The sequence below is a fragment of the Pseudoalteromonas sp. CST2 genome, assembly GCF_028599385.1.
Classification (GTDB): domain Bacteria; phylum Pseudomonadota; class Gammaproteobacteria; order Enterobacterales; family Alteromonadaceae; genus Pseudoalteromonas; species Pseudoalteromonas atlantica.
The window spans coordinates 320,263-334,523 of record NZ_JAQREO010000004.1 but is presented as its reverse complement, the minus strand read 5'-3'; the positions used below and the strand labels follow the sequence as shown (position 1 = coordinate 334,523).

Here is a 14,261-nt window from a genome sequence, read left to right as displayed (position 1 = left end):
ACTCACCCGTCCGCCGCTCGTCAGCAAAGTAGCAAGCTACTTTCTGTTACCGCTCGACTTGCATGTGTTAGGCCTGCCGCCAGCGTTCAATCTGAGCCATGATCAAACTCTTCAATTAAAAAGTTTTTTGTCTTTCGACAGCTCAATGAATTCTGAATTTATTTAATATCTTTCGATATTGAATTGACTGTGCTGCAATTCTTTTCTTAAGTAAAACCTAAGTAAGTTATTGCTGTTGGTCACTCAGTTTCAATTGAGACTCTAAATTTGTTTGCCTCACTACCTAAGTAGCTTGGCTGTTAGAACTCAATCTGTACGAGTGCCCACACAGATGATTGCTTTATATTGTTAAAGAACGTTGCGATTAAAGCGTTAAACTTTATCTCGCTAGGGCTGCGCATCTTACGCTTTCCTATTTTTTTGTCAACACTTAATTTTGTTAAACTTGAAAGTTTTTAAAACTAAGTTTTACTCGACTCACTAAGTGGTTTGCTTGCCTCGCTAAGCGTTGCCTGCTCTGCCGTCTCAGTGGGGTCGCATTATAGGGAGAAACGTTTTATACGCAAGCGTTTTATTGAATAAAATTGCATTTAATTTATACCCATAAGTACCTCACATTAAAAACACATGTTACCCACAAAAGCCTGTGGATAAGACTGCTTTTTTGCTTTTAAAACTAAACTCTTTTGATTTGTTATGGTAAGTTGCCAGCACTTTTTCAACTCATGTACTTAGGTAGTATTCATGACAGATATAATAAATAGTATAAGTGCCTTACTTTGGGGCCAAGTTCTCGTCTACTTATTAATAGCAGCAGGTGTCTTTTTTACCATTCGGTTAGGCTTTATTCAATTTGTACAATTCCCCCATATGTTTAAAGTTATGTTTGGCTCACGTAAATGTGGTGGAGATGAGATTTCTTCTTTTCAGGCTTTTTGTACTTCTTTAGCGGCGCGTGTTGGAACAGGTAATATGGCCGGTGTTGCCGTGGCACTTTATTTAGGTGGCCCTGGCGCTATATTTTGGATGTGGCTGATTGCTTTAATAGGTATGGCAACTAGCTTTGCAGAAAGTACGTTAGCGCAAGCTTATAAAACTAAAGACGCTGATGGCAACTTTAGAGGCGGCCCTGCTTATTATATGGAACGAGGTTTAGGCAAACGCTGGATGGGTGTGTTGTTTTCATTATGCTTAATTTTAGCCTTTGGCCTGGTATTTAATGCTGTACAGTCAAACTCTATTGCTGCCGCATTTGAAGTAGCGTTTGATGTACCTAAGTATATAGTAGGCATTGCACTTGTAATTGGCTCTGGCATCATTATTTTTGGTGGATTAAAAACAATATCACGTTTTGCCGAAATGGTTGTTCCATTTATGGCGCTTGCCTATTTGCTAGTTGCTATATATGTATGTGCGATTAACTTTACTGCCCTACCTGATGTTATTGTACTTATAATAAAAAGTGCTTTTGGTTTAGAGCAAGCAGGCGCCGGTGCAATTGGCTATGGTGTAACGCAAGCTATGATCCAAGGTATTAAGCGCGGTTTGTTTTCGAACGAAGCCGGTATGGGTAGCGCAGCCAATGCCGCAGCAACGGCAACACCTTATCCACCGCACCCAGCCTCTCAAGGGTATGTGCAAATGCTAGGTGTATTTATAGATACTATTGTGATCTGTACAGCCACTGCCTCATTAATCTTACTGTCTAATCAACTTGTGCCTGAATCGGGTGTATTGGGAATAGAGTTAACGCAAGCTGCACTACAAGAGCACGTAGGTGACTGGGGTACTTACTTTATTGCCATTGCCATTTTGTTTTTTGCATTTACCTCTATTGTCGCGAATTACTCATATGCCGAAACAAACCTAATGTTTTTAGAGCACAACTCTACTAAAGGAATGTTTATATTTAGATTACTTGTATTAGGTATGGTTATGTTTGGTGCCATTGGTGAACTAGGTATTATTTGGACACTTGCTGACATTTCTATGGGCCTTATGGCTATTGTAAACGTAGTTGCACTGTTTATGCTTTCAGGCGTTGTTGTGTGGTTATCAAAAGATTACAACGCGCAAAACAAGCAAGGTGTATTACCTACGTTTGACAAAGACAAGCACCCTAAGCTTGCCAAAGAGGTTGATCCAAACGCGTGGAAGTAACGCTAAATTAAAAAATTATTAAGCGAGCATTAGCTCGCTTTTTTTTGCCTTTCAAACTATATAAAAATTTATTAATGTATTTCAGAGATATATACCATAATTAAATATCAGTAATAGGCGCTTTTTGATTTACTTACGTACTATAAAATTGAAGTTTGTTATCTATAATATAAAGGAGTCATGATGGATGACCAATTGAACAAATACAGTATTGACACTACCGATTATCAGGTAGGTCAAGATAACGTACAAAAATGGGGGTTTGATGTTCATAACCCAGTGTTTGGAATAAGCGCATTTTTAGTCATACTATTTGTTGCCCTTACCTTATTGCTTGACCCTGAAGTCGTCAGGGAAGCACTTACCTCAACTAAAGATGCCATTATCAATAAATTTGATAGCTACTTCATGTTGATTGCTAATGGTTTCGTATTATTTTGCTTTGCACTTGCGCTCTCCCCTCTTGGTAAAATTCGCTTAGGGGGTGTTGATGCAAAACCTGAACATGGCTATCTCTCATGGCTGGCAATGTTATTTGCCGCAGGAATGGGGATTGGTTTGCTATTTTGGGGTGTTGCAGAGCCCGCAGCCTATTATACTGATTGGTACTTAATGCCAATGAACGCAGAGCCAAATACCCCAGAAGCGCACTCTTTAGCCATGGGCGCCACCATGTATCACTGGGGCTTACATGGTTGGGCAATTTACGCCATTGTTGCACTTAGCTTAGCGTTTTTTGCTTACAATAAAGGCCTTCCTTTATCTATACGCTCCGTGTTTTATCCCTTATTTGGCGATCGTGCTTGGGGTTGGCTGGGTCATGTTATTGATATACTTGCTGTACTTTCTACGCTTTTTGGTTTAGCAACGTCTCTTGGTTTAGGGGCACAGCAAGCAACAAGTGGTATTAATTATTTAATGGGCACTGACTACGGCACCGCTTTTCAAATTACAGTTATAGCACTCGTTACCTGTATTGCTATTGTTTCTGTTATTAAAGGCATTGAAGGGGGTGTGAAAGTACTTAGTAACATCAATCTTATATGTGCATTTATTTTACTTGTAGCCATAATATCGCTTACCTTTAGTGACTCAATTACAGCAATATGGTTTACCTTTGGTGCATATGTAGAACATATGGTTCCGCTTAGTAATCCGTTTGGCCGTGAAGATGAAGACTGGATGCATGCCTGGACAGTATTTTACTGGGCATGGTGGATATCGTGGTCGCCGTTTGTAGGAATGTTTATTGCCCGTGTTTCTAGAGGCCGTACCGTGCGAGAATTTTTATTAGTCGTCATTGGCCTGCCAACACTATTAAGCTTAGTGTGGATGGGGGTATTTGGTAATTTAGCGATTTCACAAATTATTGATAAAGTAGGCCCACTTGGGCAAAACGGGTTAACCGATATCTCTGTAACGCTATTTCAGGTTTATGAGCAGCTTCCGCTTAGTGGCCTTATTAGTGTGATCTCAATTGTGCTTGTTTTAGTATTTTTTATTACCTCTTCTGATTCTGGCTCACTTGTAATAGATGGCATAACCGCAGGCGGAAAAATTGATGCGCCGGTACCACAACGTATATTTTGGGCAACGATTGAAGGGGCAATAGCCGCCGTATTACTGTGGGTAGGTGGCTCTCAAGCCTTGCAGGCCTTGCAATCGGGAGTAGTAACCACTGCGTTACCTTTTTCAATTGTGCTTATTTTAATGTGCGTGGCGCTTATTCAAGGTTTAATGAGCGAATACCCTATTTATAAGGCACAAACAAAGTTATAGCATTATTTACTTTAGCAAAGCGGCCTTGTGTCGCTTTGCTTTGCACTTTATTTCCTCCCTTACCTACACACTTCAGCTAATATATTAACGACCGTATTTAATTATCAAACTGTTTAGCTTTGGCAATACACCTCTAAAACACGTTGTTTTAAATAAATAGAGCGCACATATCAGCGCATAATAACCAAGCGCTATTAGTTACACCTTTAGCTATCAAGTTTATATCATCAGGTAGTCGCGCATGTATGCAAAATTGATTGATGAACTGAATTGGATTTAGACGGCAGCAGCAAAGGGATATAGGAAAAGTAATGTAGGTTTAATCAACTAACGCTAACGTGTAACAATACGTATGCTTTGCTTTAAGCACGATTGTCTGCCTCAAAATTAGTCACTTGATTAAGCCAATTGCTATTAATCTTTAAGGAATAGGCAAAAACATAAACAAAGTGATTGTTATATAAAAAATGGATGTTTATTTAAAAATAGGGAGTATTTAATTTACTAAAAGGACTTTAGTAAAAGTGGTGCCCGAGGCCGGACTTGAACCGGCACGACTTGTTAGTCGAGGGATTTTAAATCCCTTGTGTCTACCAATTCCACCACTCGGGCATCGAGTTTGCTATTTAAAGCATGTGGAGTAATTAAATGGAGGCGGAACCCGGAGTCGAACCGAGGTGGACGGATTTGCAATCCGCTGCATGGCCACTCTGCCATTCCGCCTTAACGCTTCCAAATAATTTGGAGCGGCACACGAGGCTCGAACTCGTGACCTCGACCTTGGCAAGGTCGCGCTCTACCAACTGAGCTAGTGCCGCGTTAAACTTTTCATTAATATTTTATCTAACTCTCAATTATCTTGGTAGGATAATTAAAAGTGGTGCCCGAGGCCGGACTTGAACCGGCACGACTTGTTAGTCGAGGGATTTTAAATCCCTTGTGTCTACCAATTCCACCACTCGGGCATCGAGTTTGCTATTTAAAGCAAGTGGATAAAACTAATATGGAGCGGCACACGAGGCTCGAACTCGTGACCTCGACCTTGGCAAGGTCGCGCTCTACCAACTGAGCTAGTGCCGCATCATATTAATTCTAAATTTAATTACATAAACTAACTTATGTAACATTGTTTTTATAAATTACACTTGGCGATGTAATTAAACCACAAAGTGGTGCCCGAGGCCGGACTTGAACCGGCACGACTTGTTAGTCGAGGGATTTTAAATCCCTTGTGTCTACCAATTCCACCACTCGGGCATCGAGTTTGCTATTTAAAGCATGTGGAGTGTTGAATGGAGGCGGAACCCGGAGTCGAACCGAGGTGGACGGATTTGCAATCCGCTGCATGGCCACTCTGCCATTCCGCCAAACCGTTGGACAACCTAATGAAAACTTGGAGCGGCACACGAGGCTCGAACTCGTGACCTCGACCTTGGCAAGGTCGCGCTCTACCAACTGAGCTAGTGCCGCATTATTATTTAATTACCTGCGTTATTCAACATCTTGCGATGTTTACGCTGCTAACTAAGTAACTTTGGTTTTCTTTATCTTAGGGGCTATGCCCTCTCAACACGGACGCATTCTACAGAGATTATTAAACGCGTCAACACAAAAAATGCCACTTTTGAACTGTTTGATTATTTTTTATCTAAAACGGTGCGTTATTAGACGTTTACAATCAATTTTTGGTCAATTCACTCCATGCAGCCATTAAATATTGCACCATAGAGCTCAGTGTTAAATAGGTGGCTATATACAATAAAGCAAAACTTAAATAGATCATCCACGTATCGTATTGCCAAATTAGGCCAATAATCGCCAGCATTTGCGCCGCGGTTTTTATTTTGCCCATATTTGATACTGCAACGTTTCCACGTTTGCCTTGTTCGGCCATCCACTCACGTAATGCAGATATCACTATTTCACGGCTAATAATAATAAGGGCCGGAATCGTCATATACATAGACTGATAATGATCAGAGAGCGCAACAAGTGCAGCACACACCATAACCTTATCGGCTACAGGGTCTAAAAACGCACCAAAAGGCGTAGATTGCTCTAACTTTCGTGCTAAATAGCCATCAAGTATATCGGTGATTGATGCAAGCCAAAAAATAAAAGCGGCAGCAAAAAACGCCCAGCTATAAGGCAAGTAAAATATCACCAAAAATATGGGGATAAGAAAAAGTCTAAAGGTTGTGAGTGTGTTTGGAATATTCCACATAACTACTTGGATATGTCTTTTTTTCTATATTCGCATGAAGGGCTAGCCCTTGTCATGCAAATGGTTAAATATCTTCTCAGCCATGTCAGGACTGATCCCAGGAACTTTCTTTAACTGTTCTATATTAGCAGCTTTTACCCCTTGCATGCCCCCTAAATATTTTAATAATGTTTGGCGGCGCTTAGAACCTACTCCGTTGATCTCTTCTAATAATGATTGCGTGCGCTGTTTTTGGCGCTTATTACGGTGCCCTGCAATAGCAAATCGGTGCGACTCATCGCGAATATGCTGGATTAAATGTAGTGCTGGCGCATCCGAATCCATAGGAATCGTTTTTCGCCCGCCATCAATTAATAAGGTTTCAAGGCCTGGCTTTCTGCTTGTGCCTTTTGCTACACCTACTAACAGTGGCATTTTAGCATGTGGCCACGTGGCAAAATACTGCTCTGCACGGCCTAGTTGCCCTTTACCACCGTCAATGAATATAACGTCAGGGATTTTGTCTTCATCTACCACTTTGTTGTAGCGTTTGTTCAGTGCAAACTCCATTGCCGCGTAATCATCACCGCCGGTTATACCCGTTACGTTGTAGCGCCTGTACTCTTTGTTATTTGGCCCTTGCGAATCAAATACTACACAACTGGCTACTGTGTTCTCCCCCATGGTATGGCTGATATCAAAACATTCCATTCTGTTTATATCATCTAAGCCTAGGGTCGCTTTTAATTGTGCATAACGCTTGTTTATAGAGTCTTGCGTACTTTGTTTAACGGTAATGCTGTTTAATGCGTTTTTATTAGCAAGCTGAAGGTATTGTGCTCGCTCTCCGCGGGTAACCACTTTAAGCGATACTTTGCGCTCACTAATTTGCGTAAGAGCTTCACTCAATGCGCTACTTTCTTCAATCTCGAACGGTAAAATAATTTCTTTTGCTATGCGCCCTGTCGCACCAGGCGCTAAATAATATTGCCCTAAAAACGAAGTGAGTATTTCCTCTTGCCCCGAATCTTTAGGCACTTTTGGAAAATAGGTTTTACTGCCTAGCACTTTATGATCACGGATCATTAATAAATGAATCCCGTTTAATCCATTTAAGTGCGCAAAACCTACCACATCCATTTCAGCAAAATTACCTGAAATAGACTGCTGCTCCTGCATTTTGCGCAGTAGCATAATTTGGTCCCGCACTTTAGCTGCGAGCTCAAAGTTAAGGTCTTTACTCGCCGCTTCCATTTTTTTTATTAAATCGGCTATTACTTCGTGCGACTTACCTGTTAAAAACTTACGTACATAATCAACTTGTTCGCCGTACTCTTGCTCTGTCACTTTATTAACACACGGTGCTGAGCAGCGCTTTAGCTGATACTGTAAACACGGGCGGCTTCTGGCACGGTAATAGGCATCTTCGCACTGACGTACAGGAAATATTTTTTGCATTAAACGCAAACTTTCCGACACTGCGCCAGCACTTGGGAAAGGCCCAAAGTACTCGCCTTTTACCTTGCGACTGCCTCTATGAAAGGCTAAACGCGGATGTTTATGACTGGTAAGTAATATATAGGGGTATGACTTATCATCACGTAATAAAATGTTATAACGCGGCTGATATTTTTTTATAAGGTTGTTTTCAAGCAGCAGGGCTTCGGTTTCGGTGTTTGTGAGCGTAACTTCAATATCGCAAATATTACTCACTAGCACACGGGTTTTACTGTCGGTTAGATTAGATCTAAAGTAGCTACTTACCCGTTTTTTTAAGTTTTTAGCTTTACCGACATAAATAACTTGTTGTTCACTATCAAGCATACGGTATACACCCGGTTCACTTGATAGCGTTTTTAAAAATTGGGCGTGATCGAATTCAGACATAAATTAAAAAATTAATGAGATACGTCTATATCAATCATTTTATGGCGAATAGCCAAATGAGTAAGCTCAACGTCGCCCCCTACGTTTAATTTTTCAAACATACGGTAACGGTAGCTGTTCACTGTTTTTGAGCTTAAATTTAAGCGCTCGGCAATATCTTGAGCTTTTTCACCTTTGGTGATCATTAGCATAATTTGTAGCTCGCGCTCAGATAAGCTTTGAAAAGGGTTCTCATCGGTACGCCCTGTTACTTGCGCAAGGGCTATTTGTTGTGCAATTTCTGGGGCGATATAACGCTGGCCTGCATGAACAGAACGTATAGCACGAACCATTTCATCAGAGCCTGCACCTTTGGTTAAAAAGCCATGCGCGCCAATTTGCATCACTTTTGATGGAAACGGGTCTTCGCAATTAACCGTAAGCACAATAATTTTTACATCTGGGCAATAGCGACAAATCTTTTTAGTGGCCTCTAAGCCACCCATGCCAGGCATGTTCATATCCATTAATACAATATTAGGTGCGTGCTGGCGACAAAACTGTACCGCAGCCTCTCCATCTTTAGCTTCGCCTACCACTTTAAAACCACGTACATCATCTAATATACGTTTTATACCAGTTCGTACCAGCTCATGGTCATCAACTAAAAGCACATTAATCAATGTAATACCCTCATTAACCTAACAATACGCGACAAACAATCTAATTTGCCACATTACCACAGTTAAAGCGAAACAATAACTAATATTATTGCTTCGCTTTAGGTGTACTCATCTTTTAGCATTATTTTACTACTGCTAAAAACCAGTACTTTAGTTTTTTATGACGCTGCTTTTTCGCTAAAACGGTCTACCCATAGGGCAATAATACCATCGCCTGTAACATTACACGCTGTACCAAAGCTATCTTGCGCAAGGTAAAGTGCAATCATAAGTGCAACAGCGCCTTCGTTAAAGCCAAGCATACTGGTTAATAAACCGAGCGCCGACATTACTGCTCCACCAGGTGCACCTGGCGCTGCAATCATTACTACCCCTAACATCATAATAAACGGTAGCATCCCCATTAAAGAAGGTACTTCCATGCTTGGCGATAAAAACATAACGGCCATTGCACACGTCACAATCGTAATGGTAGAACCCGATAAATGAATAGTAGCGCACAGTGGCACTGTAAAGTTTGCTACATCTTCTTTTACGTTATTTGCTTTGCTTGATTGCAAAGACACCGGAATGGTTGCCGCGCTCGACATTGTCCCCAGTGCTGTAAAATAAGCAGGAAGCATATTTTTAACTAACTCCAACGGGTTACGTTTAAGTAATATCCCCGTAGAAACATATAATACGGTTAGCCACAGCCAATGCATAACAAGTGCAGCAATAAGCACAACACCAAAGGTTTGCAGTGTATCTACCACGGTACCTGCTACGGTCATTTCTGCAAATACACCTGCAATGTAAAATGGTAATGCCGGAATAATTACTTTAGATAATAAAGCATCGATTACATCGCGACCCTGATCAGACACTTTTTTAAGTGTTTCTAATTCAAGTTGGCTCATGCCAATACCAAACACAAATGCAGTCACAAGCGCTGTCATTACACCCATCAGCGGTGGAATTTCTAAATCAATAAAACTGCCAATTTCAGTGGCAACTTCGGCTTCAAACGTAATATTGCCACTTAGCAGTGGAATAACCGCACTTACTAATAAAAAGGCAAGCGTACCTGCAATTACTGTAGAGCTATAAGCAAAGCCAACGGTTTTACCTAATAAATGGCCAGACCCTTTAGGCAAGCCCGCAATGCCCGAAGCAATAAAAAATAAAATAATTAATGGGATGGTAAAAGAAATAAGTTGGCCAATAAGTTCTTTAACAGTAAATAAAAGCTCAACACCTGTGAGAGGCACATAAAGCCCGACCAAAATACCGGCCACAATACCGGCAATTAATTTTAAGATTAACTTCATTGTGATTGCTTAGTTGAATATAGATAGAGTGTTTTTAACATGTTTTAGGCGCATTGTGTGATAAAAGTATTCAAGTTATATTCATGTGCGCAAATAACACACAAAAACATCGCAATAATTAGCCTACTCTGAGCATTTTTTAACTACGGAGCGAAATTTACTCTTTAAATTTAAAAATGAGCCCGCATCTTTAATAACTAAAGCAACAATAATAACTAATTTTTATTTCGGCTGGTTATAAGCCCAATAGATATATGTTATAGCCAAACTTTACTTTAGTTTTTTTAAACTCGCAGTAAAGTGTATTTATATAGTTAATAGCAAAGGCTATTAACACATTGATCAGATTGTATCCAAAGGAACATTATGTCTACTATTTTTGAAGATAACTCACTAAGCATTGGTAATACACCACTGGTAAAACTTAATCGCGTAACAGGCGGAAACGTTTACGCTAAAGTAGAATCGCGTAATCCTAGCTTTAGTATTAAATGTCGTATTGGTGCATCAATGATTTGGGAAGCTGAAAAATCAGGTCAGCTTGTTGAAGGTAAAGAACTAATTGAACCTACATCGGGTAATACAGGTATTGCCCTTGCATTTGTTGCAGCAGCACGTGGTTACAAATTAACACTTACCATGCCAAATACAATGAGCCTAGAGCGCCGCAAACTATTAAAAGCATTAGGCGCTAACTTAGTGCTTACAGATGGCGCTAAAGGTATGAATGGCGCAATTGAAAAAGCAAAAGAAATTCAAGCAACAGATCCAGAAAAATACATTTTATTACAACAGTTCGAAAACCCAGCTAACCCAAAAATTCACTTTGAAACAACCGGCCCAGAAATTTTTGAAGCGCTTGATGGTAAAGTAGACTTTTTTGTAGCAGGCGTAGGCACTGGCGGCACTATTACAGGTGTTAGCCGTTACCTTAAAAACGAAAAAGGCCTAGATGTTAAAGCGATCGCAGTTGAGCCAACTAACTCACCTGTTATTAGCCAAACGCTTGCAGGCGAAGAAGTAAAACCAGGTCCACATAAAATTCAAGGTATTGGCGCAGGCTTTATTCCTGGAAACCTTGATTTAAGTGTGATTGATGGTGCTGAGCAAGTATCAAACGAAGATGCTATTGCCATGGCTCATGAGCTAATGAAAAAAGAAGGTATTTTAGTGGGTATTTCATCAGGCGCAGCTGTTGTTGCCGCTAAACGCCTTGCTGAAAAGCCAGAAAACGCTGATAAAAATATTGTGGTGATTTTACCAAGTGCCACAGAGCGTTACCTGTCTAGCCCAATGTTTGCTGAAGAATTTAGCGAGCAAGAATTAGTACAGTAAACTTCTCTCCTTGAGATACTTAAAAGGATGCTTATGGCATCCTTTTTTATTATTTATGATTCAATTTTCTATTTATTCCCCTGTGCTGCTTTACATCTTGTTTAATTAACCACACACTTTAAAAAAACTAATTAAAAACATTCTACATGAAAAAAATAACAGCTCATTTAAGTTTTATCGTATGCTTATTTTTAGCCGCCTGTGGTGATAGCGTACAAACACTGGGCGACTCACCGGGCGATACAGCCACCGCTTACTTTGATGCATTGTATAATCAAAAAGATTTACAAAAAGCCAGCACAATGGCCACCCCTAACCTCAGCCGGATTATGAAATCCTATGGCACCGCTAAGCAATTTGCCCGAAACTTAGTAAACCTGCAATACGATGAAGTAGTAATTGAAGTCGATATGACCAACATGAGCGTACGCGAACAATATGGCGATAACGCCAAAATAAACCTCATTTTTACAGGCTACTTTAATGGCGATAAAGTCGATGATATGCGCAGCGTTAAAATGCTTCGTAAAAAAGGGAAATGGTATATAGATAAAATAGTTGCAGACCCTTACGCACGCTAACTTATACACCACAAAAAAGGCCTTACACATGTAAGGCCTTTTTGCGTTTAGCGCTTATCTTAAGCGTTATAATTCACCGGGTTTATAGTTATCAACGGCAATTGCTTGTTTTCTTAGTTTATTGGTATGGTGCATTGCATCGGCATCTGCTTGCGCAAGGAGCTCATTCTCTAGTGCGTAATTTATTGCGCCTTCTATGTCGAGTGTTGCAGGGACCTTACCACTGCGTTGCCAGTGTTTTAATTCTTTAAACTGTGTTTGCATATCGTGCATAGCTAAAAATGCATTTTCCATCACGCCTGTGCCCGCATTTTCATCTACATAACATAAGTGCGTTAAACGGTTTCTAAACACCCCAGGTTGCGTCATATGCTCGCAAATACTTTGGGCTGTTTCATCACTTGGCTTGTGGTAGTGATTCCCCAGCGGAAACACAATGCGTTTAAGTAAAAAGTTAACCACCGGATTTGAAAAGTTTTTGAAAAAACCGTCAAACGCTTGGCCTATCTCATAAAGAGAATTTTCAATAGCGTATTTCACAAAAGGTAAATCAGCCTGTTGGCGCCCTTCATCTTCAAAGCGCTTTAATACAGTAGACGCTAAATATAAATGGCTAAGCACATCACCTAAACGCGCCGAAATCATCTCTTTACGCTTTAGCTCGCCACCAAGTACCAACATGGCTACATCTGTAGTAAAAGCAAGCCCTCGGCTCATTCTGCTTAGCTGTTTGTAATACACAGCGGTTGCACCGCACACGGGCGCTTTTGCCAAACAGCTTCGCGTAAGACCATGCACAAAAGCCATGCCGGCATTACTGGCAGCAAATAAAATGTGCTTCATCAATAAACTATCAAATTGATCAAGTGCTGCATCATCGTCTTCCATTGCGGCAGCTTCCATTTCCTTCAACACAAACGGATGACAACGCGTGGCACCTTGGCCAAAAATCATTAAGTTGCGGGTTAAAATGTTTGCCCCTTCAACGGTAATCGATACCGGGATCCCCATATAACCATGGGCTAAATAGTTATTAGGCCCAACTTGAATACCTTTACCAGAATGAATATCCATTGCATCGTTCATTACCGTACGCCCCATTTCGGTCATATGGTATTTTGCAATGGCGGTAACAACCGATGGGCTCAGTTTTAAATCTATTGCGCCTGCGGTCATTAAACGCGCAGACTCTAATGTATACGTTAACCCGCCAATACGCGCTAAGGCTTCTTGTACACCTTCAAATTGGCCGATTGATACACCAAACTGTTGGCGTACCACAGAGTAAGCAGAAGTCATTTTAGAGGCTAAATGTCCTGTTGCGGTGCTTAGTGCAGGTAAAGAAATACCGCGCCCAGCACTTAAACACTCAACCAACATGCGCCAGCCTCGCCCTGCGCCCTGCTCACCGCCAATAATCCACTCTAGCGGAATAAAAACATCTTTACCGTAGGTAGTCCCGTTCATAAATGCCATGTTTAATGGATAATGGCGCTCACCCGTTTCTACCCCTTCATGATCAGTAGGAATTAGCGCACAGGTAATACCTAGCTCTTTTTCATCGCCTAATAACCCATCTGGGTCATACATTTTAAAGGCAAGGCCAAGTACAGTTGCAACTGGCGCGAGCGTAATATAACGCTTAGACCAATTTAAACGCAGGCCTATAACTTCTTCACCATTATGCTGCCCTTTACACACTACGCCAGAGTCGGGAATACTGCCCGCATCAGAGCCAGCTTCTGGGCCGGTAAGTGCAAAACACGGCACATCTTTACCACTTGCAAGGCTTGGTAGCCAACGGTCTTGTTGCTCTTTTGTGCCATAATGCAGTAACAGCTCGCCTGGGCCTAAGCTATTAGGCACCATAACAGTAACCGCCGCAGTTAAGCTTTTTGTGGCAATTTTTGACACTATGGTTGAATTAGCAATGGCAGAGAACTCACGTCCACCAAATTTTTCAGGAATGATCAGCGCAAAAAAGCCCTCTGTTTTTAAGTAATCCCAGACTTCTTTTGGCAAGTCTTTATCTTTTTGTACAATTTGGTAATCATCTAGCATCGCCAGTAGCATGTTCACCTGATTATCCATAAAGTCATTTTCTTTATCGCTAAGCTCAGGCCTTGGAAAGTTATGCAGTTTTTGCCAATCTGGATTACCACTAAATAGCTCACCATCCCACCATACATCGCCGGCTTCCATTGCCTCTCGCTCAGTTTGCGAGAGCGGCGGAAGTACCTTTTTAAACATTTTAAACGTAGGACGGCTGATCAGGTTGAGGCGAATATCTTTGACTGCAAAAATAACCACCACCACGACCAGCAATATTATAAATACTGACATG

9 protein-coding genes, 8 tRNA genes and 1 rRNA gene are annotated in these 14,261 nt (G+C 41.0%); 4 read left to right on the top strand and 14 right to left on the bottom strand.

Annotation, left to right across the window (positions count from 1 at the left end; translation table 11 throughout):
* Nucleotides 1-118 (bottom strand): 16S ribosomal RNA (locus tag PSH41_RS08495); the annotation flags it as partial.
* 626 nt (nt 119-744) lie between these two features.
* On the opposite strand from PSH41_RS08495, the gene PSH41_RS08490 reads away from it, so the two are divergent.
* Nucleotides 745-2,160 (top strand): alanine/glycine:cation symporter family protein, encoded by a 1,416-nt coding sequence (locus PSH41_RS08490; protein ID WP_024033645.1) that lies wholly within the window; start codon nt 745-747, stop codon nt 2,158-2,160.
* 183 nt (nt 2,161-2,343) lie between these two features.
* Nucleotides 2,344-3,939, top strand: a complete 1,596-nt coding sequence (locus PSH41_RS08485) for a BCCT family transporter (RefSeq protein ID WP_273589954.1) — start codon at nt 2,344-2,346, stop codon at nt 3,937-3,939.
* Between the two features lie 525 nt (nt 3,940-4,464).
* Here the strand turns inward: PSH41_RS08485 and PSH41_RS08480 are convergent.
* The 12 genes from PSH41_RS08480 to PSH41_RS08425 all read right to left on the bottom strand — a co-directional run bounded on the left by PSH41_RS08480 (nt 4,465) and on the right by PSH41_RS08425 (nt 10,001).
* Nucleotides 4,465-4,551: transfer RNA gene (locus tag PSH41_RS08480), tRNA-Leu, on the bottom strand.
* Between the two features lie 37 nt (nt 4,552-4,588).
* A tRNA-Cys gene (locus PSH41_RS08475) sits at nt 4,589-4,662 on the bottom strand.
* Nucleotides 4,663-4,681: 19 nt separating this feature from the next.
* Nucleotides 4,682-4,757 (bottom strand) — tRNA-Gly (locus PSH41_RS08470).
* A 60-nt stretch (nt 4,758-4,817) separates the two neighbouring features.
* Nucleotides 4,818-4,904: transfer RNA gene (locus tag PSH41_RS08465), tRNA-Leu, on the bottom strand.
* Nucleotides 4,905-4,943: 39 nt separating this feature from the next.
* Nucleotides 4,944-5,019 (bottom strand) — tRNA-Gly (locus PSH41_RS08460).
* A gap of 90 nt (nt 5,020-5,109) precedes the next feature.
* Nucleotides 5,110-5,196: transfer RNA gene (locus PSH41_RS08455), tRNA-Leu, on the bottom strand.
* Between the two features lie 36 nt (nt 5,197-5,232).
* Nucleotides 5,233-5,306 (bottom strand) — tRNA-Cys (locus tag PSH41_RS08450).
* A 27-nt stretch (nt 5,307-5,333) separates the two neighbouring features.
* Nucleotides 5,334-5,409: transfer RNA gene (locus PSH41_RS08445), tRNA-Gly, on the bottom strand.
* Between the two features lie 208 nt (nt 5,410-5,617).
* On the bottom strand, nt 5,618-6,163 hold the full coding sequence (gene pgsA, locus PSH41_RS08440) for a CDP-diacylglycerol--glycerol-3-phosphate 3-phosphatidyltransferase (RefSeq protein ID WP_024033647.1): 546 nt from the start codon (nt 6,161-6,163) through the stop codon (nt 5,618-5,620).
* A gap of 42 nt (nt 6,164-6,205) precedes the next feature.
* On the bottom strand, nt 6,206-8,029 hold the full coding sequence (gene uvrC / locus PSH41_RS08435) for an excinuclease ABC subunit UvrC (RefSeq protein WP_004589510.1): 1,824 nt from the start codon (nt 8,027-8,029) through the stop codon (nt 6,206-6,208).
* An 11-nt stretch (nt 8,030-8,040) separates the two neighbouring features.
* Nucleotides 8,041-8,691, bottom strand: a complete 651-nt coding sequence (gene uvrY, locus PSH41_RS08430; protein WP_004589511.1) for a UvrY/SirA/GacA family response regulator transcription factor — start codon at nt 8,689-8,691, stop codon at nt 8,041-8,043.
* 158 nt (nt 8,692-8,849) lie between these two features.
* Entirely contained in the window at nt 8,850-10,001 is a 1,152-nt protein-coding gene (locus PSH41_RS08425; RefSeq protein WP_024033649.1) for a dicarboxylate/amino acid:cation symporter, read from the bottom strand.
* A gap of 366 nt (nt 10,002-10,367) precedes the next feature.
* Between PSH41_RS08425 and cysK the strand changes: the two genes are divergently transcribed.
* Nucleotides 10,368-11,336, top strand: a complete 969-nt coding sequence (gene cysK, locus PSH41_RS08420; protein WP_004589513.1) for a cysteine synthase A — start codon at nt 10,368-10,370, stop codon at nt 11,334-11,336.
* A 146-nt stretch (nt 11,337-11,482) separates the two neighbouring features.
* Nucleotides 11,483-11,917, top strand: a complete 435-nt coding sequence (locus PSH41_RS08415) for a hypothetical protein (RefSeq protein ID WP_273589936.1) — start codon at nt 11,483-11,485, stop codon at nt 11,915-11,917.
* 66 nt (nt 11,918-11,983) lie between these two features.
* Here the strand turns inward: PSH41_RS08415 and PSH41_RS08410 are convergent, their stop codons facing one another.
* On the bottom strand, nt 11,984-14,260 hold the full coding sequence (locus PSH41_RS08410; RefSeq protein WP_273589937.1) for an acyl-CoA dehydrogenase: 2,277 nt from the start codon (nt 14,258-14,260) through the stop codon (nt 11,984-11,986).
* Nucleotide 14,261: the final 1 nt, after the last annotated feature.

What these genes read in the sequence shown, in the direction of transcription:
- PSH41_RS08410 (WP_273589937.1), bottom strand. Translation starts at nt 14,260, where the DNA reads ATGTCAGTATTTATAATATTGCTGGTCGTGGTGGTGGTTATTTTTGCA.
- PSH41_RS08485 (WP_273589954.1), top strand. Translation starts at nt 2,344, where the DNA reads ATGGATGACCAATTGAACAAATACAGTATTGACACTACCGATTATCAG.
- PSH41_RS08490 (WP_024033645.1), top strand. Translation starts at nt 745, where the DNA reads ATGACAGATATAATAAATAGTATAAGTGCCTTACTTTGGGGCCAAGTT.
- pgsA (WP_024033647.1), bottom strand. Translation starts at nt 6,163, where the DNA reads ATGTGGAATATTCCAAACACACTCACAACCTTTAGACTTTTTCTTATC.
- PSH41_RS08425 (WP_024033649.1), bottom strand. Translation starts at nt 10,001, where the DNA reads ATGAAGTTAATCTTAAAATTAATTGCCGGTATTGTGGCCGGTATTTTG.
- cysK (WP_004589513.1), top strand. Translation starts at nt 10,368, where the DNA reads ATGTCTACTATTTTTGAAGATAACTCACTAAGCATTGGTAATACACCA.
- uvrC (WP_004589510.1), bottom strand. Translation starts at nt 8,029, where the DNA reads ATGTCTGAATTCGATCACGCCCAATTTTTAAAAACGCTATCAAGTGAA.
- PSH41_RS08415 (WP_273589936.1), top strand. Translation starts at nt 11,483, where the DNA reads ATGAAAAAAATAACAGCTCATTTAAGTTTTATCGTATGCTTATTTTTA.